Origin of the sequence: Streptomyces sp. NBC_00224 (assembly GCF_041435195.1) — a bacterium.
Classification (GTDB): Bacteria; Actinomycetota; Actinomycetes; order Streptomycetales; family Streptomycetaceae; genus Streptomyces.
This window is the reverse complement of the sequence record NZ_CP108107.1, coordinates 1-23326: the sequence shown is the minus strand read 5'-3', so window position 1 is coordinate 23326 and position 23326 is coordinate 1. Positions and strand designations below refer to the sequence as shown.

25 protein-coding genes are annotated in these 23326 nt (G+C 70.0%); 17 read left to right on the top strand and 8 right to left on the bottom strand.

Annotated features, from left to right (window positions below; translation table 11 throughout):
- Window positions 1-450 precede the first annotated feature (450 nt).
- A complete protein-coding gene (locus tag OG965_RS40055) occupies window positions 451-1317 on the bottom strand; it encodes a DUF4344 domain-containing metallopeptidase (protein ID WP_331723574.1) in 867 nt (288 codons plus the stop codon).
- 514 nt (window positions 1318-1831) lie between these two features.
- Window positions 1832-2827 carry a hypothetical protein gene (locus tag OG965_RS40050; protein ID WP_331723573.1) on the bottom strand — a complete coding sequence of 332 codons (996 nt, stop codon included), beginning with the start codon at window positions 2825-2827 and terminating at the stop codon, window positions 1832-1834.
- 463 nt (window positions 2828-3290) lie between these two features.
- Between OG965_RS40050 and OG965_RS40045 the strand changes: the two genes are divergently transcribed.
- The 7 genes from OG965_RS40045 (at window position 3291) to OG965_RS40015 (ending at window position 8843) form a co-directional block, all read left to right on the top strand.
- Window positions 3291-4127: a helix-turn-helix domain-containing protein gene (locus OG965_RS40045; RefSeq protein WP_331723572.1), complete on the top strand. Its 837-nt coding sequence runs from the start codon at window positions 3291-3293 to the stop codon at window positions 4125-4127.
- The gene (locus OG965_RS40040) at window positions 4124-4354 is read left to right on the top strand and encodes a hypothetical protein (protein ID WP_331723571.1); all 231 of its coding nucleotides are present in this window, start codon (window positions 4124-4126) and stop codon (window positions 4352-4354) included. The genes OG965_RS40045 and OG965_RS40040 overlap by 4 nt, the downstream gene beginning before the upstream one ends.
- A 209-nt stretch (window positions 4355-4563) precedes the next feature.
- Window positions 4564-5013 (top strand): DUF3995 domain-containing protein, encoded by a 450-nt coding sequence (locus OG965_RS40035; protein WP_331723570.1) that lies wholly within the window; start codon window positions 4564-4566, stop codon window positions 5011-5013.
- Window positions 5014-5044: 31 nt separating this feature from the next.
- Complete coding sequence (locus OG965_RS40030; protein WP_331723569.1) at window positions 5045-5518, top strand: RNA polymerase sigma factor; 474 nt, start codon at window positions 5045-5047, stop codon at window positions 5516-5518.
- Window positions 5515-5967, top strand: a complete 453-nt coding sequence (locus OG965_RS40025) for a hypothetical protein (protein ID WP_331723568.1) — start codon at window positions 5515-5517, stop codon at window positions 5965-5967. The genes OG965_RS40030 and OG965_RS40025 overlap by 4 nt, the downstream gene beginning before the upstream one ends.
- 342 nt (window positions 5968-6309) lie before the next feature.
- On the top strand, window positions 6310-7581 hold the full coding sequence (locus tag OG965_RS40020) for a ParA family protein (RefSeq protein ID WP_331723567.1): 1272 nt from the start codon (window positions 6310-6312) through the stop codon (window positions 7579-7581).
- Window positions 7578-8843, top strand: a complete 1266-nt coding sequence (locus OG965_RS40015) for a ParB/RepB/Spo0J family partition protein (protein ID WP_331723566.1) — start codon at window positions 7578-7580, stop codon at window positions 8841-8843. Before OG965_RS40020 ends, OG965_RS40015 begins: the two co-directional genes overlap by 4 nt.
- A gap of 215 nt (window positions 8844-9058) precedes the next feature.
- On the opposite strand, the gene OG965_RS40010 is transcribed toward OG965_RS40015, so the two are convergent.
- On the bottom strand, window positions 9059-9289 hold the full coding sequence (locus OG965_RS40010) for a hypothetical protein (RefSeq protein WP_371657198.1): 231 nt from the start codon (window positions 9287-9289) through the stop codon (window positions 9059-9061).
- A 538-nt stretch (window positions 9290-9827) separates the two neighbouring features.
- Here OG965_RS40010 and OG965_RS40005 point away from each other — a divergent pair.
- From OG965_RS40005 to OG965_RS39995, 3 genes are all read left to right on the top strand, one after another.
- Window positions 9828-10709 carry an NmrA/HSCARG family protein gene (locus tag OG965_RS40005; protein ID WP_331723564.1) on the top strand — a complete coding sequence of 294 codons (882 nt, stop codon included), beginning with the start codon at window positions 9828-9830 and terminating at the stop codon, window positions 10707-10709.
- A gap of 238 nt (window positions 10710-10947) precedes the next feature.
- Window positions 10948-11577: a hypothetical protein gene (locus OG965_RS40000; protein WP_331723563.1), complete on the top strand. Its 630-nt coding sequence runs from the start codon at window positions 10948-10950 to the stop codon at window positions 11575-11577.
- A 136-nt stretch (window positions 11578-11713) separates the two neighbouring features.
- The gene (locus OG965_RS39995) at window positions 11714-12241 is read left to right on the top strand and encodes an N-acetyltransferase (RefSeq protein ID WP_331723562.1); all 528 of its coding nucleotides are present in this window, start codon (window positions 11714-11716) and stop codon (window positions 12239-12241) included.
- A gap of 187 nt (window positions 12242-12428) precedes the next feature.
- Here OG965_RS39995 and OG965_RS39990 read toward each other — a convergent pair whose 3' ends face one another.
- Window positions 12429-13523 (bottom strand): MBL fold metallo-hydrolase, encoded by a 1095-nt coding sequence (locus OG965_RS39990; protein WP_331723561.1) that lies wholly within the window; start codon window positions 13521-13523, stop codon window positions 12429-12431.
- 328 nt (window positions 13524-13851) lie between these two features.
- Between OG965_RS39990 and OG965_RS39985 the strand changes: the two genes are divergently transcribed.
- The 3 genes from OG965_RS39985 (at window position 13852) to OG965_RS39975 (ending at window position 15418) form a co-directional block, all read left to right on the top strand.
- Complete coding sequence (locus tag OG965_RS39985) at window positions 13852-14043, top strand: helix-turn-helix transcriptional regulator (protein ID WP_331723560.1); 192 nt, start codon at window positions 13852-13854, stop codon at window positions 14041-14043.
- Window positions 14033-14440, top strand: coding sequence for a DUF2178 domain-containing protein (locus OG965_RS39980; RefSeq protein WP_331723559.1), 408 nt, complete (start codon window positions 14033-14035; stop codon window positions 14438-14440). Before OG965_RS39985 ends, OG965_RS39980 begins: the two co-directional genes overlap by 11 nt.
- Window positions 14441-14872: 432 nt before the next feature.
- On the top strand, window positions 14873-15418 hold the full coding sequence (locus OG965_RS39975; protein WP_331723558.1) for a hypothetical protein: 546 nt from the start codon (window positions 14873-14875) through the stop codon (window positions 15416-15418).
- 16 nt (window positions 15419-15434) lie between these two features.
- Here OG965_RS39975 and OG965_RS39970 read toward each other — a convergent pair whose 3' ends face one another.
- Complete coding sequence (locus OG965_RS39970; RefSeq protein WP_331723557.1) at window positions 15435-16136, bottom strand: hypothetical protein; 702 nt, start codon at window positions 16134-16136, stop codon at window positions 15435-15437.
- A 250-nt stretch (window positions 16137-16386) separates the two neighbouring features.
- On the opposite strand from OG965_RS39970, the gene OG965_RS39965 reads away from it, so the two are divergent.
- Window positions 16387-17745, top strand: a complete 1359-nt coding sequence (locus OG965_RS39965; protein ID WP_371657197.1) for a family 43 glycosylhydrolase — start codon at window positions 16387-16389, stop codon at window positions 17743-17745.
- Between the two features lie 17 nt (window positions 17746-17762).
- On the opposite strand, the gene OG965_RS39960 is transcribed toward OG965_RS39965, so the two are convergent.
- Complete coding sequence (locus tag OG965_RS39960; protein WP_331723555.1) at window positions 17763-18617, bottom strand: RICIN domain-containing protein; 855 nt, start codon at window positions 18615-18617, stop codon at window positions 17763-17765.
- Window positions 18618-18988: 371 nt separating this feature from the next.
- On the opposite strand from OG965_RS39960, the gene OG965_RS39955 reads away from it, so the two are divergent.
- Together OG965_RS39955 and OG965_RS39950 are read left to right on the top strand one after the other, a co-directional pair.
- A complete protein-coding gene (locus OG965_RS39955; protein ID WP_331723554.1) occupies window positions 18989-19594 on the top strand; it encodes a hypothetical protein in 606 nt (201 codons plus the stop codon).
- A 149-nt stretch (window positions 19595-19743) separates the two neighbouring features.
- Entirely contained in the window at window positions 19744-20271 is a 528-nt protein-coding gene (locus tag OG965_RS39950; RefSeq protein ID WP_331723553.1) for an RICIN domain-containing protein, read from the top strand.
- Window positions 20272-20780: 509 nt separating this feature from the next.
- On the opposite strand, the gene OG965_RS39945 is transcribed toward OG965_RS39950, so the two are convergent.
- Together OG965_RS39945 and OG965_RS39940 are read right to left on the bottom strand one after the other, a co-directional pair.
- Window positions 20781-21329, bottom strand: coding sequence for a hypothetical protein (locus OG965_RS39945; RefSeq protein ID WP_331723552.1), 549 nt, complete (start codon window positions 21327-21329; stop codon window positions 20781-20783).
- 128 nt (window positions 21330-21457) lie between these two features.
- A complete protein-coding gene (locus OG965_RS39940; RefSeq protein WP_331723551.1) occupies window positions 21458-22186 on the bottom strand; it encodes a GntR family transcriptional regulator in 729 nt (242 codons plus the stop codon).
- Between the two features lie 56 nt (window positions 22187-22242).
- On the opposite strand from OG965_RS39940, the gene OG965_RS39935 reads away from it, so the two are divergent.
- Window positions 22243-23064, top strand: a complete 822-nt coding sequence (locus OG965_RS39935; RefSeq protein ID WP_331723550.1) for a class I SAM-dependent methyltransferase — start codon at window positions 22243-22245, stop codon at window positions 23062-23064.
- Window positions 23065-23326: the final 262 nt, after the last annotated feature.

Sequence of the window (23326 nt, the reverse complement as noted above, 5' to 3'; positions counted from 1 at the left end):
ACGCACACGCACACGAGGACGGAAAACAGAATTCCCGGATAACATAGGAGCTTGAGTCGCTTCAGTCGCTGATTGTCCGATGAAACATCATCTGACCTGCGGTTTCGGTGCAGCGACTGAACAGCGACCGAACTTTTCCGGGTCGCTCGCTTCAGTCGCTGCCCGCCCTGGACCCCCCGGGACCCGTCACCCTCGCCGCCCGAATCAGCGACTGAACGCTCGCGGAGCGACCGAACGGCAGCGACTGAAGAGCCCCTCGGGTCGGTTGTCGTAGCGACTGAAGCGACCGAGCGCCGCACCTGCTCCCCCGACTGGTCCGGGACACGCCAAGAGGTTCGGGCCTCAGTCGCTTCGGTCGCTTCAGTCGCTACGACAACCGCAACCCCGGCCGGTCTCCGTGCTGCCGGGCCTTCTTTTTGCCTTCCTTGGCCTTGAGTCGCTCCGGTCGCTTCAGTCGCTGGGTGCGGCGACCGAAGCGAGACGTGTCTGCCAGGCCTCGCGCACCCCGCGCCACTCCTCCCCGCAGCGACCGGCCCGCTCCCGGGAGAGCAGCTTGGTGCCGACGAGGTCGGTGTTACGGGTGGGATCGGCGCCGTAGAGGTAGCAGAGGTGGTTGGTGGCGCGGACGAGGTCCGAGGAGTGCTCGTCCCGGGCCCCTCCGCCCGCTGGGCCCGCACCCGCCTCCCCGGCCGCCGACAGCTCGTACTCCCGGGCCGCCACCCGCAACTGCCCCTCCCCCGCCGCGCCCCTGCGGATCAGCATCAGGGCCGCGAACTGGTCGGCGGCGTCCTCCTCGGCCCGGTCGCCGAGGTCCAGGCCGAGGGCGTCGGCGAGGGCGTGCCCGGCCTCGTGGAAGAACGTTTCTGTCAGTACGGCGGTGACCTCGTCGTCGGCCGGCCGTACGCCCGCGTCCTCGAACAGCTCCCGCTCCTGCGCCACGTCGTCGTAACAGATCTCGATCCGCCGCGCCCCGGGGTCGTAGGCGGAGCCCTCTCCCCCGCAGGAGCGGCCGATCGCCGCCACGGCCTCTGCGTGGCTGAACGCGTTGACGTCGGCCAAGGCCTGCTCCAGGACTCTGCGCCCGCGCAGGAAGGCGGCGTTGGCCCGGTCGGGGGCGGAAGGGGGCTCGTAGCGGACGGAGAAGCCCGTACGGGTTGCTGGGCGGCCCTTGTCGTCCTCGGGCGCGTCCGAGGTGGCTGAGGGCCCGCAGGCGGCCGCGTTCAGCGTCAGCAGGGCGGAGGCGAACCCCGCGTACAGCCGGGCCCGCAGGCGGCTGTCCAGGGCTGTGCTGCTTCCGCCGTCTCCCCGTCTGTGCATGGGCGCATTCAAGTTGCTGGTGAGACGTTTCGCCAACAACTCCGGGAATTCGGGGAATTCAGGGTTTTCGGGCGACCGTCCGCGCCGGGACATGGGGGCGGGACGGGCGCCGGGCACGCCGGCGCTGGGCACGGGAGGCGTGCCGAGACTCGGCAGCGTCCGGGCATCCCGGCTCGGATGCCCGGCCCCGCGCGATGCCCGGCAGGACCCGACGACAGGCCCTGCACTGCCGGTTCTGGCATGCGCACGGATGGCAGTCCCCCGTGACAGCGGACGTACGGACCGAAGTAGCCCCAGGCTGCGGGCTTCTCCGATCGGCCGGGCTCAGCATGCAACAGAGAAGACCGCGTTTTCTCCCGATGATTTTTCCGCCTAAAAACCGTGGGGGCAGTGGATCCAACCCCGTTCCTCGCAGGCAGGAGGTGCCGGGACGCCTTCTGCCTTGAGGGGCGCGGCGAACTGCGCGACCAGCCCCCACCGGCCCGCAGACAGTCAGGGCCCCCCGCCGGTGCCGTCAATCGTCGTCGATCAGCCGCTCCGCCGACAGCGCCCAGCGATACGTGAGTTCCGCCAGCGTCGACACCTGCCACAGCTCACGCAGCTTGCCGATCTCCTTCGAGAGCGTACGCAGCCCGATGCCCAGGCGCTGCGCCGTGATCCGCTGCTCGATCCCCGCGGCCGTGTCCCGCAGGATCTCCCGCTGAAGCCGGGTCGTACGCGCCCCCGCCGCCACGTCCGAGGCCCGCGGATCGCCGTGCCAGATCTCCGCGCGCCGCCACTCCTGGTCGAAGCCCTCCGCCATGTACGCGACGGCCGCCCGGTCCAGGACGTGCCAGGCGGCATGGCTGGGCACCGAGTTCACGATGTGGTCGGAGACGAACGCGGTGCGCCGGTCCACGATGATGCACCGCTGGAACGGCCCGATGAGCGTACGGAACTGAGCGCCCTTGCCGGTCATCACCCGAGCCCACTGACGCGTCGCCTCGTCGTCGCGGACACTGTCGCGGTACAGCGTGCGTACGCTCACCCCGCGCTCCAGCGCCCGGCTGTCCCGGTCCATGGCGATGGCGAGCAGCTCCCGGCTGCGCGGCCCGCCCGGCTGGGCCGTGAGCAGCTCGCCCTGCGCCTGACTGATCGCGTGCTCGATACGGGCGTTGACCAGCCCCGGCTCCGTCAGGAACTCCGAACCGCGCCCCGAACGCCACTTGGCCCGCTCGAAGTGCACGCTCAGCTCGTCCGCGTCCTCGGGTATCGCCGCCATCCGCGCCGCCCGCGCCGCCATCTCCCGCAGGTCCGCGTCCAGTTGCCGCCGGGCCGCCTCCTGCGGGTCGAGCGCGATCGGGATGTCCGGCAGATCGGCGTCCACCGCCACCAGGCCCCGCTCCCGCAGCCGGTCCAGGACCGGCCCGTCCTCGGGGGTGAGTGGCTCGTGCCGGGTGATCCGCCCGTACAACTCGACCGCCTCCGGCGGCAGACGGTCCCTGCGCCGCGCCGGATTGTCGCTCTCCACCTGGTATGCCCCCGTCGATGCGCTGCGTGCGTACGCCCGGCGTACGCACGCAGCCGCCACCGCTTGATCGCCGCATGTCCGACCAGGCAGCGTACCGGTGGGCCTGTACGGGACCCGGCCCCGCCGGGGCGCCCCGCCAGGGCCCGGCCGAAAACGCTCGCACGGACGGCCGATGTTCGATCCCGTTCCGTGTGCAGGACGTTTGTACGGCGGGGGGAGGCTGCTGCCACTCCTCCCCCCGCCGCCCGCGCCACGGCGTACGAGAGGAAGCACCGATGCGGCACGGCGAGGCACCCACGGCCACACCCGCGACACCGCTGTCGCCCCACGGCGCTCCACAACCCGCCCCGGGCGTACGGCGGGACTCCGCCTGGGGCTGCTGATCCCCGTACCCCGCACCGGCACAGCTCACCGCGGCGGCGCCCTTCTGCCGGGGGCCGCCCACGCACGGGGAACACGTTTCATGGACAAGGTTGCTCTGCGCGGCCTGCTGCGCGAACGCCGCGCACTCATCACACCCGAGAGCCACGGCCTGAACCGGCCCACCCGCCAGGGCCGGCGCGCGCCCGGCCTCTCCCAGGCGCAGATCGACCAGTTGCTGCACCGCGCCCCCGACACCTACGGGCGCCTGGAGTCCGGCCGCTACGGCAACCCGCCCGCCGACCTCCTCGAAGACGTGGCCCGCCTGCTGGGCATGAACGAGCAGGAATGGATCGCCCTGTGGCGGTACGGACTCGGCCAGGATCCCCCCTACCCCCTCAACTCGCGGTCCGGTGAGGAGATCTCCGGGGTCTGGCAGGAAGCCGTCGACGGCATCACGCACATGGCGTACGTCCACGACCGCTCCTGGAACCTCCTCGCCTTCAACTCCGCCTTCGCCGCCCTCTTCCCCGACGGCCGCGCCCCGCACAACACCATGCGCTGGATGGCCCTCGACCGCACCGCCCGCTCGGTCCTGGCCGACTGGGAGAACTCCTGGGCCCCCTTCGCCCTCCCTCATCTGCGCGGCGCGCTCGCGGCCGACCCCCACGACGAGACGCTCAAACAGATCGAGAAGGAAGTCCTCGCCGACACCGTCTCCTCCCGCATCTACGACCGGGCCGGCGCCCACCTCCCCCTCGACGGCGACGAACGCCCCCTGCACCACCTCGCGCTCGGCCCCGGCTGGGTCACCCTGTGCGCGGCCCAGCCGATGGCCGCCCCAGGCGCCCGCATGACGATCCTGGTCTTCCACCCCGGCGAACGCCGCCGCCACACCCGCACCCCGATGCTCCGAGCAGACACCCCGAGGCACCCATGAGCGTCCTGGACCTGTTCCTCCTCCTGCTGTTCGTCTGCTGGACGTCGACGTCGGCAGCCCTCCTCACCGACTACCGCTCCCTGCGCACCCGCCTCAGCAAGTCCCACGCCCGCAGCGACCCGTACGCGATCCGCCACCGCAGCAAGATCCTCGCCGCGCTCTCCTGGGGCGGAGTGGTGACGGGCATCTACGGCCTGCTGGGCGTCCTGTACGTAGCCCTGACCTAGCGCACGCCCGTTTGGGCGAGACCCAGGCCCGACCTATCACGCCGTGATAACCCCAAGAGGCCATAGCTGCCGGCGGAGAGCCCCGTCCCTGGGGGGCGAACCGTGAAGGCCGCCACCGGTGCTGAGATTTCGCGTACTCCGAGGGAACGTTTCGCGTGGACGGCTCCTCAACACGGCGACGGAATTCCCTCGCCGCCGTTGGAGGACCCATGCCGTACCGCCCCCACACCCCCGCCCCGACCCGCGCCGCCGCGCTCGTCGCCTCGGTGCTCACCGTGGACGCTGTGCTCCACCTGTACTGGACGACGGGAGCCACCTGGCCCGCGGCCGACGACAAGAGCCTGTCCCACGCGGTTCTCGGGACGGAGGTGCCGTTCACACCACCGACCTTGCTTCCCCTGGTCGCCCTCCTCATCACCGCGGCCGCCTTCGTCCTCGCCCACGCTCGCCGGCCCCACCACCTGCTCCTCCGCCTCGCCACCCTGGCCGTGGCCGCAAGCCTCTCGCTGCGCGCTCTGGCGGGGATCTACTGGCTGTTCGCCAAGGAGACCGGCACCGCCTTCTACTGGCTCAACCTCATCCTCTACACCCCACTGTGCGCCGCCCTGGCCGTCGCCGCCCTGCGCGTGGCGCGATGGAAGGATGCGGCCCGTGCCTGAGGAACAACCAGATGACCGGACGGTCCGGCTAGTGCGAGCTGCCCAGCGTGGCGACACCCTCGCCATGGCCGAACTCCTGGACGTCCTCGCCCCATACGTGGGCCGCGTCTGCGCGCCCATAGCCCTGAGCCAGGGCGCGGACGCCGCGCAGGAGGCCCTGGTGGCGGTCTTCAAGTCGCTGCGCACCCTGAGGGACCCGGCCGCACTGCGCGGCTGGGTCCGTGCCATCGCGGTACGGGAGGCGATCCGCACCGCGCACCGCGCCGCCCGCACCGTACCGGCCGATCTCAGCGCGCTTCCCGCCCGCGGCGACCCCCAACTCTCCGCCGACATCAGGGACGTACTGGACCGGCTCTCCCCCGAGCACCGCGCGGTGCTGATGCTGCGCGACGTCGAGGGCCTGGACGAGCGCACCGCAGCCGCCCTGCTCGGTGTGCGCACGGGCACCGTCAAGTCGCGGCTGCACCGGGCCCGTGACACCTTCCGGAAGGCGTGGATGTCATGAACGAGCCCTGGCCCACCACCGACCTCGACCCCGTACGCCGCCTGCACGTCCTGGTCGGCGGCATTCGGGGGGCCCACGTGACCGAGGCGCACATCGATGCCCCCTTCGAGCAGGTCTGGGCCCTGCTGGGTGACCTGGAAGGCGCCTTCGGGCAGGTCGTGCCCGACATGGAGCGGCTGCGCGTCGTCCGTCGTCAGGGCGAGCGCGTAGAGGCGCTGGCGCGCAGCAAGTACGGGATGCGGGCACGACTGCGCGGGGTGCAGCGCCCCGGCTGGTGCTGGCTGCAGAGCCGCTTCCTGCTGCTCGGCGTGGCTGCAGCGCCCGACGGACTGGGCACGCGGGTCGCATTCACCGGAGGGGTGCGCCTGCCGACCCGCGCCGCCCTGATCCCCCTGGGCGTGCGTCGTGAGGGCAGCCGCAGCGTTCAGCGCCTGGCGGCCCTGCTGTGACCGGGAAGGCCCCGGCTCCGGGTGCTTGGAGCCGGCCCACGACCTGAAGCCCGACGTGCCAGCCGACGCGCACGGAGGCAGAACAAGGTGACGCGAGGCTGACCTATCACGGCGTGATAGGTCAGCGGCCGCAACCAAGCCGGGAGAGCCGAGTTATCACGGCGTGATAGGTCAGCCTCCAGCACCGGACCTATCACGCCGTGATAACTCCCCTCCCCCACTCCGCACTTCACCACCACATCGGCCGATTCACCCCAATCACCCCAACTTCCCCGCCCGCAAAGCCAGAAAGCTAACGTGTCGATCCATCAAACGATCTACAACGTTAGTAGGGTTACGTTCATGACCTCACCTGCCACCAGAAGCGACCGGGAGAAGGTCGTCTCGAAGCTCCCCCTGCGGCTCCGCCAGGAGTTGAAGATCCGCGCGGCACAGCTCGGAGTCGACATCCAGGAAGCCGTCGAGACCGGCATCACGACCTGGCGCAGCCTCGGCTCGAACCTCTCCCCCATCGACACCTCCGGCGCCGAATCGTTCGCCACCTTCCTCCCCGCCACCCAGTGGACCGGCTTCCGCGCCGACTGCAAGGACCGGGGCGTCTCCCTCATCCAGGGCCTCGCCCAGTCCGTACAGGTATGGCTCGACCACCACCCCGCCCCGGCCGTACGGCGGCCCGCGATCGTGCGGCGCATTGTCGTCTGCAACCAGAAGGGCGGCGTGGGCAAGACCGCCATCACCGCCGGGACGGGCGAGGCCCTGGCCGAAGACCCCACCGTCCTCATGCCCGTACGCGTCTCCAAGCACTTCGCCGCCCTCCTCGACGAAGCCGATGACACGGACACGGACAACGGCGGCGACCGCTACGACCCCCTCGCCCTCGAAGACCTGCCCGGCCTCGGCCAGCGCGTCCTGCTCGTCGACTTCGACCCGCAGGGCCACCTCACCAAGCAGCTCGGCCAGGAGCCACTGCCCATGGGCGGGGACTCCCTCACCAACCACATGGCCGGCGACGCCAAGGGCGAGCTGCGCGACGTGATCGTCGCCATCGACGAGGACCGCTTCGGCGACCGCCTCCACCTCCTGCCCGCCTGCACCGACGCCTTCCTCCTCGACGTACGCCTGGCATCGGTACGCGCCCGCGAGGCCGCCCTCGAACGTGCCCTCGCCCCCGTCGAGGCCGACTACGACGTCATCCTCATCGACTGCCCGCCCAGCCTCGGCCTCAGCATGGATGCCGCCGCGTACTACGGGCGCCGCCGCCCCGACGAGGTGCCCGGCAACTCCGGCGCGCTCATCGTCGTCCAGGCCGAGGACAGCAGCGCGGACGCCTACGACCTGTTGACGTCGCAGATAGAGGACATGCGCACCGACCTCGCGCTCGAACTCGACTACCTCGGGATCGTCGTCAACCACTACGACGCCCGGCGCGGGTACATCGCCACCTCCTCCCTCCAGTCCTGGATGGACATCAAGGACCCACGTGTCGTCGGCGTCATCGGAGACCTGAAAGAGCAGAAGGAAGCGGTACGGGTCAAGCGTCCGCTCCTGTCGTACGCCCCGCGCTGCGACCAGTCCGTCGGGCTGCGCGCCCTCGCCCGGGAGATCAGCAAGTGAGCAAAGCCAAGGACCTCGGAGCAGGCACGTCGTTCGGCCAGGCCCGGGCCGTCTCCGCCCGGCGCGCCGCGATCGGCGCCGCGACCGTAGCGCCGACCGCCGGCGTCCCCGACCCCACAGAGCTCCCCGTCGGCCGCATCAGCCAGAACCCCGACAACCCGCGCGAGCAACTGCGCGACCTGGACGGCCTGGCCGACAGCATCCGCGAGATCGGCCTCGTCAACGCCATCACCATCGCCTCGGTCGAGGCCTATCTGCGCGAACGCCCCGACCGCGCAGACGACCTCGACCCCGACACCCGCTTCATCGTCATCGACGGCCACCGCCGCCTGGCAGCCGCCAAGCTCGCCGGCGTACCGACCGTCCGGGTCAGCGTCGACAACGCCCTCGTCTCCACGGACGAGGCGCTCCTCGAAGCGGCCTTCGTCGCCAACGTCCACCGCGACGACATGAACCCGCTGGAGCAGGCGAACGCGCTCAAGAAACTCGTCGAGTTCTACGGCTCCCAGAACCGCGCCGCCAAGAGGCTCGGCATCGCCCAGTCCACGATCTCCTCCAAGCTGTCCGTCCTGGACCTGACCCCCGAACTCCAGGCCGACCTGGTCGAGGGCCGCCGCAAGGTCGAGCATGTACGGAACCTGTCCAAGTACACCGCCGACCAGCAGCGCGAACAGGCCGACGCCCGCGCCACCGCCTCGGACGAACGCCGCGAGGCGACCCGACGAGCAGCCGAACTATCACGCCGTAATAGCTCATCGATGATCCCGGACCTCGCACCGAACGACAGCACCTCGGCCATCGTCGCCCTGGCGCGCGGCCAGAAGGTCGAGCTGTACCCCCAGGCCGAACCCGGCGAAGCGGCCGACCTATCACGCCGTGATACCCCACCGACCGACCCCGCCCCATCCCGCCACGACAGCCCTGCACACGACGCCGACCTATCACGCCGTGATACCCACAGGGCCGACACGGACCTATCACGCCGTGATAACTCCACGCCCGATGCCGACCTATCACGCCGTGATAGGTCGGAGGCCGAACCCGACCCCGTCCACGGCAGTGACCTCCCCGCCCCGCGCCCCGAGACCAACTCCGGCCCCGGCGCCCGGCCCGTCGTCAAGATGCCGTGGAACGACGGCGTCGCATGTGCCGAGATCGCGATCTCGCGGATGACCTCCGCGGAGCGCAACCGGATGTTGGAACGGCTCCAGGAAGAGGCGGCCCGAGAAGCCACCAGAACGGAACCGGCAACGGCTGACTGACGGCCCGGCGGGCACCTCGGCGTACCGGTACATCAGTACGTCGACAGGGGAGCCATCACGCCGCCTCAGGCGTGGCGAGCAGCCCCCGAGGAGGCAGCCGGATTATCACGGCGTGATAGGTAAGCGAGCCCATCGGGCATCAGCAACTGACTTATCACGCCGTGATAACCGGAGCCGGGGGAGCCCTCAGCGCAGATGCGCCAGCAGCAGGGCGGTCAGCCGTGCGGGGGCGCGTAGCGGCAGGTGCGGTCGGCATGGGGGATGACCTGGCCATGGGCGTTGGGGATGTCGGCGATGCGCCGGCTGGCGATGACTTCGACCTCCGGGTGGCCATGGTCACCATGGAGAACCAGGGTGGGCGCCGTGATGCGGCGGCCCAGCCTTGATTCGGCGTCGCGGTCGGGGGAGTGCGGGAAGAGCCGCTCGCTGATGACTCGCCGTGTCACGTTCTCCTCCACCATCGCCTTGATCAGCTCTCCGCCAGGAGCCGCGCGGCCCAAGGGCGGCCGCCCCTGCTCAGCCCGACGAGCGCGGCTCGGGGCAGACGGTGGTGGGTTCAAGGATGACGTGCAGATCTTCGGTACATCGGATGAATGAAGGCAGAAACTGGCATACCGGCACAGAGGCGACTCGCGTGAGAGGGCCTGTGGCGCCCGTTCGGGAGGGAGTTGGTGTGATCGGGTCCGGGAGCTTGCGCGGGGCCGTCAGGGAGCTGCACAGCGCCGTGTGGTTTCGGGATCCGCCCGGGCGGCCTCGAAAACCGGCCTGGGAAGTCGACTGTGACTGAGCGCTTCAGTTGGTCCTTTAGTGCCCGAGTCGGCTCGCTGAGCGCGATGGTTCGCTTGCGGCGTGGGGTGACGGTGGCCTGGTGGTTATGAGGTAGGCCACGGGGGTTTGACCTCAACTCTGGTTGAGGAGGCAGGGTTCTGGGCACCGGGGGATGCCGCTCAAGGCACCCGGACCTGCGCTACCGAGGAGCCTTAGATGTCTGACAACCGCGTCATTGTGGTGACTGGTGCGACCGGCCGACAGGGTGGCGCCACCGCGCGCGCACTGCTGTCTCGCGGCTGGACGGTGCACGCGCTGGTCCGTGATCCGGACAAGCCCGAGGCGCTGGCGCTGAAGGAGGCCGGCGCCGTCCTGGTCCGCGGTGACCTGGACGATGTAGCATCGCTGGATGCGGCCCTGCGTGGCGCGTACGGCGTGTTCAGCGTGCAGACCTTCGCTGGGCCGGATGGCTTCGCCGGCGAAATCCGCCAGGGTGAGGCGGTCGCGGAGGCAGCCGCCCGCGCGGGCGTCGCGCATTTCCTCTACAGCTCCGTCGACGGAGCCGACCGCCCCGGCCAGGTGAAGCATTTCGCGAGCAAGGGCGCAGTCGAGCGGCACATCGAGGCGCTGGGCCTGCCCGCGACGATCCTGCGGCCAACCTTCTTCATCACCAACTTCGAGCACCTGGGCCCCCAGTGGGTGGATGGCGAGCTCACGCTGACGATGGCGCTGGCCCCGGACACGAAGCTCCAGATGATCACCCCGGGCGACATCGGGGGCATCGCCGCCGACGCATTCGACACCCCGGCCGACTACCTGGGGCGCACCGTCGAGATCGCCGCAGACGAACTGACCGGCCCGCAGCTGGCCGAAGCCTTCGCTCGCACCGCAGCCCGTCCGGTCCGCTTCACCTCCCAGCCGATCGAGCAGGTACGCGCCCACAGCGAGGAGCTGGCCGCCATGTTCGACTGGTTCAACACGGTCGGCTTCAAGGCCGACCTGGCGACGCTGCGTGCACAGCACCCCGGGCTGACGTCCCTGGAAGCGTGGCTGGGCGAGTACTGGTCAGCGCCTGCAGCACCGGCCTTCGTAGCCTGAAACACCCGTAACCGGGGTTGTGCAGACTGAGTGCGTCAGTTGGCCAATCGGGCCAACTGAAGCGCTCAGTCACATCGACTCTTGTCGACGGCAGGCGGATCCACGCAACGTCACGGTCGGGGGACAGGACCAGTCGCCCGGCCGTCGGACTTGACGTCGAGCTGCTCCGACTCCGCTCAGCCGGAGCGGACATGGCAGCCGCCTGAGCGCTGTCAGTCGTCTGCCGTACGGTGGCGCGATGGGTATCACCTCGGCCTGGGCCATCAGCGCCCACCGTGACAGCGTGGTGGGCGAACTCGCCCCGCGGGTACTGCCACTGATCGCGGCCGAGCGCGACGTTCCGTACGCGCGGGAGCGGTGGCAGCGATGGCAGCGGGCTCCGCTGCCGAGTCACCGTACGTGGTACGGCGCGGACGCCGAGACGGCCGCTGCCGTCGACTCGTTCTGCGAGCTGACCGCGCCCGGTGAGCACATCCAGCAGCTGTACGGCGGCGCGGGCCCGGAGGACGACTTCTGGATCGTCGACGACGTATGGGAACCCGACGAGTCCCCCGACCGGATGTTCCTCTCCGTGCAGAGCAAGGACTTCGCGCTGAGGGCCTTCTTCCATGCGATCGGACCGGTCCGGGCGGCACGGATCCCCGGCTGGTGCGGCAACTTCCTGCTCACCTCGGCGCAGGTGTGCGCGACCCTGCCGGAAGTCGAGCGAGCGCTGACGTTCACCGCCGAGGAACGGGCCGCAGCCGACGACCAGAACTGGCTCGACGAGAGTACGGACGAGAACGTCCTGGACGGCCCCCTGCGACAGTGGCGACAGGCAGCCGAGGCCGGACTCGGCCTGTTCGGGGCCAACCTCCAGATCTACTGAGCACAGGGCCGACGGGGGAGAGGCCAAAACAGCGCAGGCGGTCGGTTTCCGGCTAGCCTGGTGCGGCCGACTCGCCGGAGCCGAGTGACTCACTGGCACGGCTCACCGGCCCACCGCAGGCGAGAGGACGACATCCGTGACAGTCGAGTACAGCCTGGCCGACGCCCAGCACCTCCCGTACGTCAAGCACAGCCTGCTCGAAGTGCACACGGAGGCCGAGGCTTCCGACGCCGAGCAGTCCGAGGCGCGCCTCCAGGCGGCCGTCGCCGAGCCGGGCTGGATGACGGCCATCGCGTACGAAGGAAGCCGGGCCGTCGGGTACTGCCATGGCTTCTCCCTCGCGGCCGACACCGACTGGTGGACGAACGTGATCGTGCCGCTGCCGGAGTACGTCACCAGGGAGAGCGGGCAGCGGACGGCCGTCCTCAGCGAGGTCGTCGTCCGCGAGCCCTGGCGCGGCACCGGCGTCGCAGCGCAGCTCCACGACATATGGCTCTCACTCCGGCCGGAGGAGCGCGTAACGCTCCTGGTGGACTCCGCCATCGGCGCCGGGGCGCTCCAGACCGTCTGCGAGACCTGGGGGTACCGGAGCGTCGCCAACCACCGAGGACCCGGCGACCCCACCGTGTACACGGCGATGATCCGCCCCGTGCACCGCCCCTGACCGGCCCGCGCACGGCGCGGCCGCCGTAACGACCCGCGCGGCAGGCCGAGTTGCCGTCACGGCGGGGGCCGGGGGCGGGGCAGGCAGAGGGGCTGGCGCCGACGGTTCTCCCGCGCGCCGATGGGGGACGGGCCGGACGTCGACCTACGGCTCGCGCAGCACCGCACACCCACCCCTCAGCCGCCCCCTAGTACGCCCAATCCCCAGGCACCACACCCGCCCCATCCCCGGCCACAGCAGCCCCACCGTCCCGCGGCCCAGGCGGCACAGCCGCCACCCCCAGCTCCGCCAGCCCCGCCGTCAGCTCCCCGCGCGAAGCCACCACCGCCGGTACGCAGTCCGGCGCGAGCCGCACCGCCGAAGCGAGCACCTCGACCAGGCTGAGCGGCTCCTCGACGCCGCCCAGATGCCGGTACTCCACCGCCGCCAGCACCGCCAGCCGCTCCCACAGTCCAAGCCCCGCCCGCCGGTGCTCCCGCAGCAGCACCCGCGATGCCTCCTCGACGTCCACACCCGCGCCGTACAGCTCGTGCAGCCGCCCCCGCAGCTCCTCCATGTACGCCATGTACGTGCGCACTTCCGCCTGCCCCACCACCGGCCCGTGCCCCGGAACCACCACCCGCGGATCCAGGTCGAGGATCTGCCGGCACGCGTCGACGACCCCGCTCAGCGGCCCGGCCCAGTGCACCGGCACGTCCCCGACGAACAACACGTCCCCGGCGCACACCACCCCGCTCCGCGGCAGATGCACGATCAGGTCCCCGACGGTGTGCGCGGGCCCCACCTCGTACAACTCGACCGGCATCGACCCGACCAGCAGGTCCAGGCGGCCGCTGAACGTCCGTGTGGGCGGGGCGACTTCGAGGCCGCCGTAGTCGTACCGCCCGAAGTGCGTCAGCAGATACCGCTCGAAGGCGACCTCGGCCCGGCACCCGTCCAGCATCGCCTGCAGCTGCCCCGGCGTCGGCTCCGCGCACAGATGCGCCAGATTGGCGTCGGTACTGATGATCTCCGCGTCCGGGAACAGGCCGTTGCCGTAGCTGTGGTCGCCGTTGGCGTGCGTGTTGACGACCGTCGACACCCGCGCACCCGGCCCGGCCACCCGTCGCACCGCCGCGGTGAGCGCCCGCGTCAGATCAGCGGTGTACGGGGTGTCCACCAGCAGGGTCTCGGCGCCGGAGGTCACCACGATGCAGTTCGCCATACCCCAGGTGCCCGGGAACTGAGGGAGCCACGCGTGGACTTGGCCGTCGAGCCGGACGAGTTCGGTAGGAATACGCATGCCCGCATTCTGCGCGGGGCCGGCCGGGGGCGGCCGAGCGGGGTCGACCCGAGCCGGCGGACGAGGCCGCCCGGGCAGCCCCCGCAGCCACCCGCGCCCCATCGGGCTCGATCCGGTGATGGTCCGTCAACTCACAAGCAAAAGAGCCTCTTTGCTCAACTCCAAGCCCTCGGACGCCGGGGGAGGGGCGGCGGTTCCTTCACACAGGGCGTCGCCCCGGACCCGGGCTCGGTGCGCAGGGTGCGGGGCAGGACGACCCGATCCGCCCACCACGACGCGATGTAAAGGACGCTTGACATCCCCCAGCTGTAAAGCCTACTTTCCATACATGCGGAACGATCTACGTCAGCTACGCGTGGCCCAGGGCTTGTCCCAGCAGGAGTTGGGGCAGGCGCTCGGCGTGTCCCGGCAGACGATCAACGCCATCGAGCAGTGCCGCTACGACCCGTCGCTGCCCCTGGCCATCCGTATGGCCCGCTACTTCGCAAAAACGGTGGAGGAGATCTTCCATGTCGATTGACCACAAGCCCGAGGCCACGCGCGGCCAGCGCTGGGGCGTTCCGGCCCTGGGCCTGGCCATCGGTGTCGGCTACATCGCGATCTTCATGGCCCGGCATGAGCCCGGGATGGCTGCCGCCGGCTTCGTCGTCATGGCCGTCTACGTGCTGATCCTCGTCACGGCATCCCGCCGGTCGGAGGCCGCCGCCCTGCTGCGCGGCGAGGCCACGGACGAGCGCCGCCACGCCATCAACCAGCGTGCGTCCGCGTTCACCATGAACGTACTCGTGCTGGTGCTCCTGGCCGGATTCGTGACCGAGCTGATCCGCGGACACAGCGGCCACCCCTGGGACGTCCTGTGCGGAGTGTCCGGCGCCGTCTACGTCGCGTCCACCATATTCTTCTCCCGCCGCGGCTGACCGCCTCTCACTGGCGGGCGCCGTGTTCCGGCAGCGTGGGGCGCTCGGGTGTGCGTGGGGCGCGGGGGATGCGCTATATTGGATCTTGAGCTTGTAGCAGCAACAAGCGGCTGCGGGCCCGGCGTTGGTGGTCCAAGGAAAGGCGCCCCACTTCCTGTGGGGAGATGCAGGTGCAAGGCCTGCCCAGCGCTCACATGTACAAAGGCCCTGGCCTCCCTATGGAGGCCAGGGCCTTTTGCCTGCGGTCACCCATCGCGTCCATCCCGCCGGAAGACGTGCGACGGTTGCGAACGTGTATTCCGTGCCCGCGCACCGGGCGAAAGACACGCCGAGACTTGGTACGACCCGAGCCAGGCACCACACGGCCCCGGACAGCCGACCTTGAGTACCAGCACTCATGACACGGCGGCCGCACCGCGATGAGGTGGAGGCATGTCTCGCTCCCTGCCGCTCACCTGGGCTCTGCGCACCGCAGCCCTGCTCGCCATCGCGGGCGCCGCAACAGCCTGCGCCGGCCGCGTCGACCCTTCCGCGCGCTCGGACAGGCAGGCATGGGATGCGATGTACCCACCTGCCCTGGACGCGGTGAAGTCCGTTGACCCGCACATCGAACCGGAAGAGATCGCCGGGGGACGCGACGCGTGTCACCCCACGGATTTCATCGGCGACTCCGAGGACGAGAGCGAGGTCATCGGGTCCGCCCGGATCACCCTCTACGCGTCCCCGTCGGACAAGCGCACGCCGACGCGGCTCGTACGCGAAGTCGTCACGCGGATGGAGCGGAAAGGATGGAAAGGGCCACGACCTGACGACATCGCACCGGTGAACGGCGAGGTCTCCGCGCGGCTGAAGATGCCCGGCTCAGGCATGGCCACCGTCGCCGCGAGCCATGAACGCCCCACCGAGGCACCGGCCTTCAACCAGGTGACAGTCGACCTGACCACCGAATGCCTGCGCAACCCGGACTGGCAGGGATGAGACCCATGTTCCGGTGTCAGCCGCCGGCAGCGCCGGCAGTGCTGAGGAAGTGGTCCGCGTCTTGGGGTGTGGCGAGCTGGCGGAGTTCCAGCCATGAACTGTCGGCGAAGTGGATGCGGAAGGTCGCGAAACCGCGTGGTTGACCGGTCTCCGCTTCGATGCGCGCCTCGTGGTGGCTGAACTCCGTCACAATCTGGAAGTCGTCGGCCTTGGTGGGCGACAGATGGCGGCGGGGTGAGGCGGCCACGCAGATCCGGTCCCGAGCCAGCAGGACGAGGCGTCGCGGGTTGGGGGACTGCGAGTACCAGCGCAGTAGTAGTTGGCCGGCGGTCAGGCTCCAGTCTCCGTCGAAGACTCCCTCGGCCGGGTCCCGGTCGGCCGTTGTCGTCGGCGTCGGCGTCGGCGGCGTCGGCGGGCGGGTGTCGCCCTCGGTCGTCTGTCGGACTTGCCGGCCCTGTGCGGGCCTGGAGCTGGGATGCCCGTCGATCTTCTTGCCCAGCGTGTCGAGGAGGTACCACGGGATGATGATGAAGAACCCCAGTACGGCGCCCACGTAGAGGAGCCAGTGGTGTCGCCCCTTGAGCCGTCCCTTTCCCGCCGCTCGGTGGACGTCCTTGGGCGGCGTCGGGATCGCCTTGCCTATGCCGCACCACACGAGGGCTACAGGGTCCTCGCCCAGGATCTTCCGGGCTCGTCGTTCCACCTTGCGCTTGACCATTCGAAGATCGTACGACGGGACAGCCGGGGGAGAGGACGATCTCGCGGTCCCGTCGGCGAGCGCCCGCCCGGCTCGGCGAGCCCGCCAGTAGGCGCGCCGACCATCCGGGCACCGGGCATTACCCGTGCGGGGCTGCGTCGTTCACCAGTGGCGCGAGGCGGGTACCGCCGTGCCCGCCGGCTTTCCGCTTTCGGGCGGGCAGGTCCTGTGCGAATCGGACGAACAGGTCCTGTGCGAAGGAGTCGAGAACGTGTTTTCCTCGGGCGTGCGCCGGTTCGGACGTTGTCTCGCGGTGCTGGCCGCCGTCGCGTTCGAGGTCGGGGCCCCGCCTGCGGCTCCGGCGGGGACCGGTGCGGCGGTCCCCGTCCTCGACCGGGAATTCGCCGACCCGGACATCGTGAAGGTGGGCAGCACGTACCACGCCTACGCGAGCAATGACGGCAGCACGTACATCCAGCACGCCACCTCCCGGGACCTGGTGCACTGGTCGATGGCCGGGCCTGCGGCGCTGCCCGAGGTCGGGGCGTGGGCGGAGCCGGACCACAAACTGGTGTGGGCTCCCGAGGTCTTCGACAACGGCCACGGTTTCACCATGCACTACACCGCCCACGACCGTGCCGGCGACAGACAGTGCATCGGCGTGGCCCTGGCCGCCTCCCCCGACGGCCCGTTCCGCCCCGTGGGAGACAAGCCGCTGGTGTGCCCGGCCGACCGGGGCGGTGCGATCGACGCCGCGAGCTACACGGAGAACGGCCGGCGCTACCTCCTGTGGAAGAACGACGGCAACTGCTGCGAGATGGAGACCTGGATCCACCTCCAGGCCGTCTCCTGGGACGGTACCCGTACGGAAGGCGAGCCCATCGGGCTCATCAGGCAGGACCGCGAGTGGGAGTGGAAGGTGGTCGAGGCCCCCACCCTCGTCAAGCGGGACGGCCACTATGTGCTGTTCTACTCGGCCGACTTCTACGGCGAGGACCAGTACAAGACCGGCTACGCCGTGGCGGCCGCCCTCACCGGCCCGTACACCAAGGCGGACGTACCCCTGATGACCACGGCGTCCTTCGACGGCGCGGTACGCGGCCCCGGCGGCCAGGACGTGGTGACCGGGCCGGACGGGCAGGACCGGATCGTCTTCCACGGCTGGCGGGACGACGGCACACGGCGGCGCGTCATGTACGCGGCGGATCTGGGCTTCGCGAACGGCTACCCCGTGGTCCGGGGCAGCAAGGTGGTCTACCAGGCGGAGAACGCCCGGGTGAACCACGCGGCCGTCCGCGAGGCCGCCGGTGCGCTCGACGGGCGGGCCGTCGGCCACATCGACTACCCGGACAGCTTCGTCGAGTTCACCGTGTTCGCCGCGTCGGCGGGCCCCCACACTCTCTGGGTGCGGTACGCCAACGGCTCCCGGGACGGCGCGGACGCCCCGGCCCCCGCCTCGCACGGCCTGACGGTCAACGGCAGAGCCGCCGGTGCCGTGACCTATCCGCACCACGGCTGGGACCACTGGGAGAAGTCGGCTGTCGCCCTCGACCTGCGCGGAGGCTGGAACACCGTGCGCCTGTCCAAGGGCGAGAACTACGCGGAGCTGGACAGCGCCGAAGTCGCCTGAACCGCCCCGTCAGCGCGTCAGCCCCATCTCTGCGATGCGGAGCGGTTGCAGGGCAGGGCGCGCAGCCCGGCGTTGCCGCCGTCGTCCAGGCATGCGCCGGTGGTGCGGCTCCTGATCTGGACCGACTCGTCGGCCCACCGGGTGAGCGACCACTTCTGGGACGCGGCCCCGCCGCAGGCGCGGGCGTCGAATCCGGAGCCGCTGCTGTCCAGGCAGGCTCCCGTGGCGTGGTTGCGCAGTTGGCTGGCGCCGTCGGGCAGCGGGTGAACGGTCCAGCGCTGGTAGCTCATTCCGTTGGGCCCGTACAAGCGCAACCCCTTGTCGAGGCTGTGGTCCAGGCTGTTTCCCGTTGCGCGGCTGATGAAGGTGCGGACCTCGTCGTGCGATGCCGGCGCCCCGCGCGGGGCCTCCTGGGCCGCCGGCTGCGCCTGCGGCGGCTTCCGCTCCGGCGCTGAGTCGGTGAGCAGGACGGACGAGGCGAGTACGGCGCCGAGCAGCAGGCCGACGAAGGCGCCCCAAGCCCCCCAGGCCCAGCGGCCGCGGGCCCGGGTCCCGGCCAGGCGCGGCCGCCACCTCGGCCCCGGTGCGGCGGCGGGTCCGGGGGCTCCGGGCGGCTTGGGCTGGGAGCGGTTCGCCGCGTCCCACAGCAGCCGGTACTCCGCGGGATCCACCTCCAGGGCCCGGCACAGAGCCTCGACCGTGGCCCACGGCGGGACCGTACTGCCCGTCAGATAGCGCGACAGCGAGGAGTCGCTGGCCATCACTTCCGCCTCCAGAGAACGCAGCGTGCGCCCGGACCGCTGCTGCAGTTCCTTGAGCGCCCGCGCCAGTTGCTTGACCGCACTGGCCTGCTGCCCGTCGACGCCCGTCATGTTCGCCCCTTCCGGCCCGCCGCGCGCATGGTCCTGCGGCCCGCCGCGCTTGTCCCGGGATGGTCATGTCCCAGCAGGTCAGAAGCCTAGGGATCCCGACATTGGTGAAGCAACCGGGACAACCTTGCCGCACCCCGACACGCCCCCGCAGACTCCTCATCACCCCCCCTTCGCCACCCATGAGACCGCGGGAACCCCTGCGCTCGCGGCGAGGGCGAGGGCCTGGGCGTGACGGCGGGTGAGGGGCGAAAGAGCCCACTTCCTCACCTGCCAGGGCCGGCAACCGAGCATCACCCGAGCCCGCGCGCCTCCGACCGGTCGCACTTCCCTGCCGACCGGCGTGTTTCCCTACGAGAAGTCGGAGAACCAGCGTGTCCAAGAACATCTCCAAGAACACCACCCGCCGCTGGGGCATGGCGGCGTTGACCGCCGCAGTCTGCGTCGGCTCAGCCGCGCTGACCGCCCCCTCGGCGCCGGCGGCGCCGCCCACGGCGACCCGGACGATCAGCGCCCCTTCCCCGCACAGCCAGTTCACCCAGGCCGCTCCTAGCATCAGCCGCGCACAGGTACTGGAGCGGGCGAAGACCTGGCTGACCGCCAACAACGGACGGCCCGTGCCGTACTTCCAGAACAAGTACTGGAAGGGCGGCTACCGGCAGGACTGCTCCGGCTACGCCTCCATGGCCCTCGGCCTGTCCATGCCCGGCCCCAACACCGTCCAGCTCAAGAAGAGCGCCTACACCCGCCCCATCGCCATGAGTCAGCTCGCCCCCGGCGACCTGGTCATCAAGGCCAACAGCAACAGCGCCGACGAGCGCCACGTCGTCATCTTCGACGGCTGGGCCAACAACACGCACACCGTCTACAAGTCCTACGAGCAGGCCGGCGGCGTAGGAACCCGCTGGAAGCAGCACTCGTACGGCGTGAACGGCCGCGACGGCTACCACGCCTACCGCCCCGTCAACATCACGGGCTGACCTGCCCGCCGGATCCCCGCACCGTCTCACGGCACCGCACGGCAATCGCCTGCCACGCCGCGCAAGGCCCGCTCCCGCCCCGCCGAAAACAGCGAGGCGGGAGCGCCCCGAACCGCGACAGACACCTGTCACAACGACAAGGACCAACAATGACCACCACCACGAACAGCAGCACGCACACGCACACGATCACGAACAGGACCCGGATCCGGGCGGCCCTGGCAGGCGTCCTGCTCGCCACCGCTCTGGCCTCGGCCGGTGTCACCGCTGAAGCAGCGGCACCGGCCGAGGCGGCGGACAGCGTCCAGACCTTCCGCAACGCCGCGACCTCGGCGTGCCTGGACGACAGCGAGACCAGCGGCGTCCGTACGTACACCTGCATCCAGGGCAACACCCACCAGAAGTGGAACGTCCACCCCTGGGCTGACGGCACCCGTGAACTGCGGAACTCCAAGACCAGGCTCTGCCTCACCGACTACCCCCGGGGCAAGGCCGCACCCCACCCCTGCGACAAGGCCAAGGACCAGAGCTGGATCGTCCACCGCTACCCGGACGGAGCCGTCGAGTTCAAGAACCAGGCAACGGGCCTGTGCCTGGACGACAGCCCCGCCCACCACCTGCGCACCTTCCCCTGCGGCACCCACAACCCCAGGAGCCCCTTCCAGACCTGGCACTAGCCGCTGAACTCCCGGCCACCCTCTTCGTCACCCTGGGCCGGGCCCGAAGGCCGGAGGCGCCATTGCGGGGCCAGGAAAACGGTAACGGGGGCTCTATCGCCCGGAGTTGGGGGAGGGTCTCTGAGGGCTCGGGCCGCCCGTGGCGGGGGCGGACCAGAAGTCGTCGTGGATGTGGGGGCGGAGAGGGTATTGCCCTTCGCGTTCCGTGGTGTTGGGCGCCGGTGCGCCGGGATGCGATCTCTGCGACGCGTGGCGTGCTGATCGTGAGGTGGCCCGCCAGGACCGGGAGCACCAGCGGGTCCGGCGGGCGACCGCCGAGATCACCCGCCACCCCGACCACCAGATGTGGCCCGGTGGGGAGGTGGTCCGGTGAGCGTCACAGGACTCCGCCGGGGTTCAGGCGCTCGGCGATCAGCGGGAGCAGCCTGCTCGTACGAGCCGTCCGTACGCCTGAATCATGGCGCGGAATTGAACCAACGCAGGTCACCTCGTAACCAGTGCAGTGGTTGTCAGGACGGCATCGATAGCTGGTGGAGTTGGATGTGGCCGACGGCGATGAGTGTGACGAGGGCGAGTGGTGTGCAGAGGTCGCCTGGGCTGTGGGGTGGGAGTGCCCAGTAGGGTCCGGGCCGGGCGGTGCGGCTGGGGTGTGGCACACCGAGCCATGTGCCAGGTGGCAGGCAAGGGGTGCCGGAGGTCCGCCAGTTGGCGTGGGTGCCTGCGGGGACGAGGGCGTAGTAGGAGACACCGACGGTGTAGGCGTCGTGGATGACGGCGCCCTGGTTGAGGTTGTCGGCGAGGAACGCGCTGACGGTGTCGGGGTCTTCGCTGGCTGCGGCTGCGTGAATGACCGGGGCCGGGATACGGATCGCGTCGAAGGTCAGGCCGGTGCGCAGCAGGGCGACGCCGCTATCCCACTCGCGGTGGGCCTTCGCCGGATTGTCCAGGGAGGCCGCAAGCCAGTCTGATACCGCTCTGTCAGCGCCGGCGACGGCAGGGACCTCAGGTCCGGGACTTCCCAGGAGCGTCGGCTCTGCGGCGGATGACGGTTTCCTCATGGGTCTGCTCCTTGCCGAAGCGGTGGTCTGTGACTCGCGGTGGGGCCGCAAGCAACATACTGGACCGGTGGACCGGTCCAGTCAACAGGCCGTCAACAAGCGTACCTTGTATGACATATGACGAGGCGTTACTTGACGTTGTGCATTGAGTACGTATCGGTCTCTTCCCAGAGGTCTCCAGGCGTGACGCCGTTCTCGACCACCACGGCGCGTTCCTCCTGGTCGTACGCGGTGTGCAGCAGCACCGCGACAGAGAACGGCAGTGCCCGCTCCAGCAAGGCTCCCTCTTCCGCCGTCCCAAGCCGCACGGTCTTGATGTCCACCCCGCGCGACACCGTTCGGCCCGTCATACGGGTGACGTAGCGAGTCGTTCCTTCCAAGATCTGCTTTGTCCCCGCCAGCCGCGGGCACAGATCTGCGACCTCCAGCGGGAACCATGCCTGTACGAGGGAGAACGGCGAGCCGTCCGTGAGTTGGACCAGTCGGTCACGGCGCAGCGCCGACTCCCCGTCACGGAGGCCGAGAGCGGCGGCGACATGGCCCGGTGGGACGTATCGCGCGGGAGTGCCGACGATCTGGAAGGCGCGCCCGCCTGCTGTCCGGGCAGTCCCGGCCTTCCTTCCGCCGGCCGGGCGCGCCAGCGGCGTCGTGGTGACCCGAAAGCCCTGTCCTTGCCGGGCGACGACCAGGCCGTCCTGTATCAGGACGTCGTACGCCTTGATCACCGTGGCCCGACTGACGTTCCACTGCATACTCAAGTCCCTTTGAGAGGGCAATAGATCGTCGGGAGTGAACTCGCCGTCAGCGATTCGCTGGCGCAACGAGTCGGCGATCAGTTCGTACTTGAGGGCGACCATGGGGAAACTCCTCAGAGACTGGACAGGTTGACCGATCAAGATAGAGCATCTCCGATATGACACCAGAACCCCAAGTCGCACCTGAAGTTCTGGCCTTCTACACCGACACCATTGACGAATCGACGCGACTCACCTCCAGTGCCGACGGGCTATTGGAACTCGTGCGCACGAAGGAGATCCTGCACCGCCATCTGCCGCCCTCCCCGGCGACGGTCCTGGACGTCGGAGGCGGCCCTGGTATTCACGCCCGGTGGCTCATCCAAGACGGCTACACCGTCCACGTCGTGGATCCCGTGCCCCGCCACGTCAATCAGGCAGTGAAGACGGGGGCGACCGCCGAGCTCGGCGACGCCCGCAAACTCACTGCCCTGGACAACTCATACGACGTCGTGCTGCTGATGGGGCCGCTCTACCACCTTCTGGAACGCCAGGACCGTGACCGGGCGCTCGCCGAGGCCCTGCGGACGGTGAAGCCCGGCGGCTTGGTCGCGGCGGCTGCCATCGGCCGGTACGCCTCGCTGTTCGAGCACGTGGCCACGACGCTGCTCGACATCGACCGTGTACGGGACGCCGTTACCGACATCCTGGGCACAGGCGTGCACGAGCCCGGCCGGAAGGGCTTTACCGCCGCGTACTTCCACACTGCTCAGGGCCTGGCCGAGGAACTCACGGCGGCTGGTGTCCGTGGTGTGGAGGTGTACGGGATCGAGGGCCCGGCCTGGGCCGTACTCAAGGGCGCCGAGCAGCACTCGGGGGAGTCGGTGAGGGACACCGCGATGTTCCGCGCGGCGCTGGAGGCGGCTCGGCTGGCGGAGCCGTATCCGGACCTGCTCGCCGCGAGCTCGCACATGTTGGCCGTCGGCATGGCGCCCGAATGATTCCTAGGAGCAACAGTAGCGGCGGAGGGTTTGATCGCTGGCCGGACCTTCAGTGCTGACTATTCGTTATGTTGATTTCTGATAAACGGTCAGAAATCAACAGCCTTAACTCCCTAGCCAGACAGGGGAATTCACGGAGTGAATTCTTGAGGGGGACCGCGGAGCGGGCTCCCTCATGCCGATCGCGGAGCGATCGGCATCGCTGCCGCGCGGAGCGGGGCAAGGTTTCCGCCGCGTAGCGGCGGCGCGGCGTGTCTGCGGA

What these genes read in the sequence shown, in the direction of transcription:
- OG965_RS40005 (WP_331723564.1), top strand. Translation starts at nt 9,828, where the DNA reads ATGTCTGACAACCGCGTCATTGTGGTGACTGGTGCGACCGGCCGACAG.
- OG965_RS39975 (WP_331723558.1), top strand. Translation starts at nt 14,873, where the DNA reads ATGTCTCGCTCCCTGCCGCTCACCTGGGCTCTGCGCACCGCAGCCCTG.
- OG965_RS40020 (WP_331723567.1), top strand. Translation starts at nt 6,310, where the DNA reads ATGACCTCACCTGCCACCAGAAGCGACCGGGAGAAGGTCGTCTCGAAG.
- OG965_RS40000 (WP_331723563.1), top strand. Translation starts at nt 10,948, where the DNA reads ATGGGTATCACCTCGGCCTGGGCCATCAGCGCCCACCGTGACAGCGTG.
- OG965_RS39945 (WP_331723552.1), bottom strand. Translation starts at nt 21,329, where the DNA reads ATGAGGAAACCGTCATCCGCCGCAGAGCCGACGCTCCTGGGAAGTCCC.
- OG965_RS40055 (WP_331723574.1), bottom strand. Translation starts at nt 1,317, where the DNA reads ATGCACAGACGGGGAGACGGCGGAAGCAGCACAGCCCTGGACAGCCGC.
- OG965_RS40025 (WP_331723568.1), top strand. Translation starts at nt 5,515, where the DNA reads ATGAACGAGCCCTGGCCCACCACCGACCTCGACCCCGTACGCCGCCTG.
- OG965_RS39970 (WP_331723557.1), bottom strand. Translation starts at nt 16,136, where the DNA reads ATGGTCAAGCGCAAGGTGGAACGACGAGCCCGGAAGATCCTGGGCGAG.
- OG965_RS39935 (WP_331723550.1), top strand. Translation starts at nt 22,243, where the DNA reads ATGACACCAGAACCCCAAGTCGCACCTGAAGTTCTGGCCTTCTACACC.
- OG965_RS40045 (WP_331723572.1), top strand. Translation starts at nt 3,291, where the DNA reads ATGGACAAGGTTGCTCTGCGCGGCCTGCTGCGCGAACGCCGCGCACTC.
- OG965_RS40040 (WP_331723571.1), top strand. Translation starts at nt 4,124, where the DNA reads ATGAGCGTCCTGGACCTGTTCCTCCTCCTGCTGTTCGTCTGCTGGACG.
- OG965_RS40035 (WP_331723570.1), top strand. Translation starts at nt 4,564, where the DNA reads ATGCCGTACCGCCCCCACACCCCCGCCCCGACCCGCGCCGCCGCGCTC.
- OG965_RS39940 (WP_331723551.1), bottom strand. Translation starts at nt 22,186, where the DNA reads ATGGTCGCCCTCAAGTACGAACTGATCGCCGACTCGTTGCGCCAGCGA.
- OG965_RS39980 (WP_331723559.1), top strand. Translation starts at nt 14,033, where the DNA reads ATGTCGATTGACCACAAGCCCGAGGCCACGCGCGGCCAGCGCTGGGGC.
- OG965_RS39960 (WP_331723555.1), bottom strand. Translation starts at nt 18,617, where the DNA reads ATGACGGGCGTCGACGGGCAGCAGGCCAGTGCGGTCAAGCAACTGGCG.
- OG965_RS39950 (WP_331723553.1), top strand. Translation starts at nt 19,744, where the DNA reads ATGACCACCACCACGAACAGCAGCACGCACACGCACACGATCACGAAC.
- OG965_RS39985 (WP_331723560.1), top strand. Translation starts at nt 13,852, where the DNA reads ATGCGGAACGATCTACGTCAGCTACGCGTGGCCCAGGGCTTGTCCCAG.
- OG965_RS39990 (WP_331723561.1), bottom strand. Translation starts at nt 13,523, where the DNA reads ATGCGTATTCCTACCGAACTCGTCCGGCTCGACGGCCAAGTCCACGCG.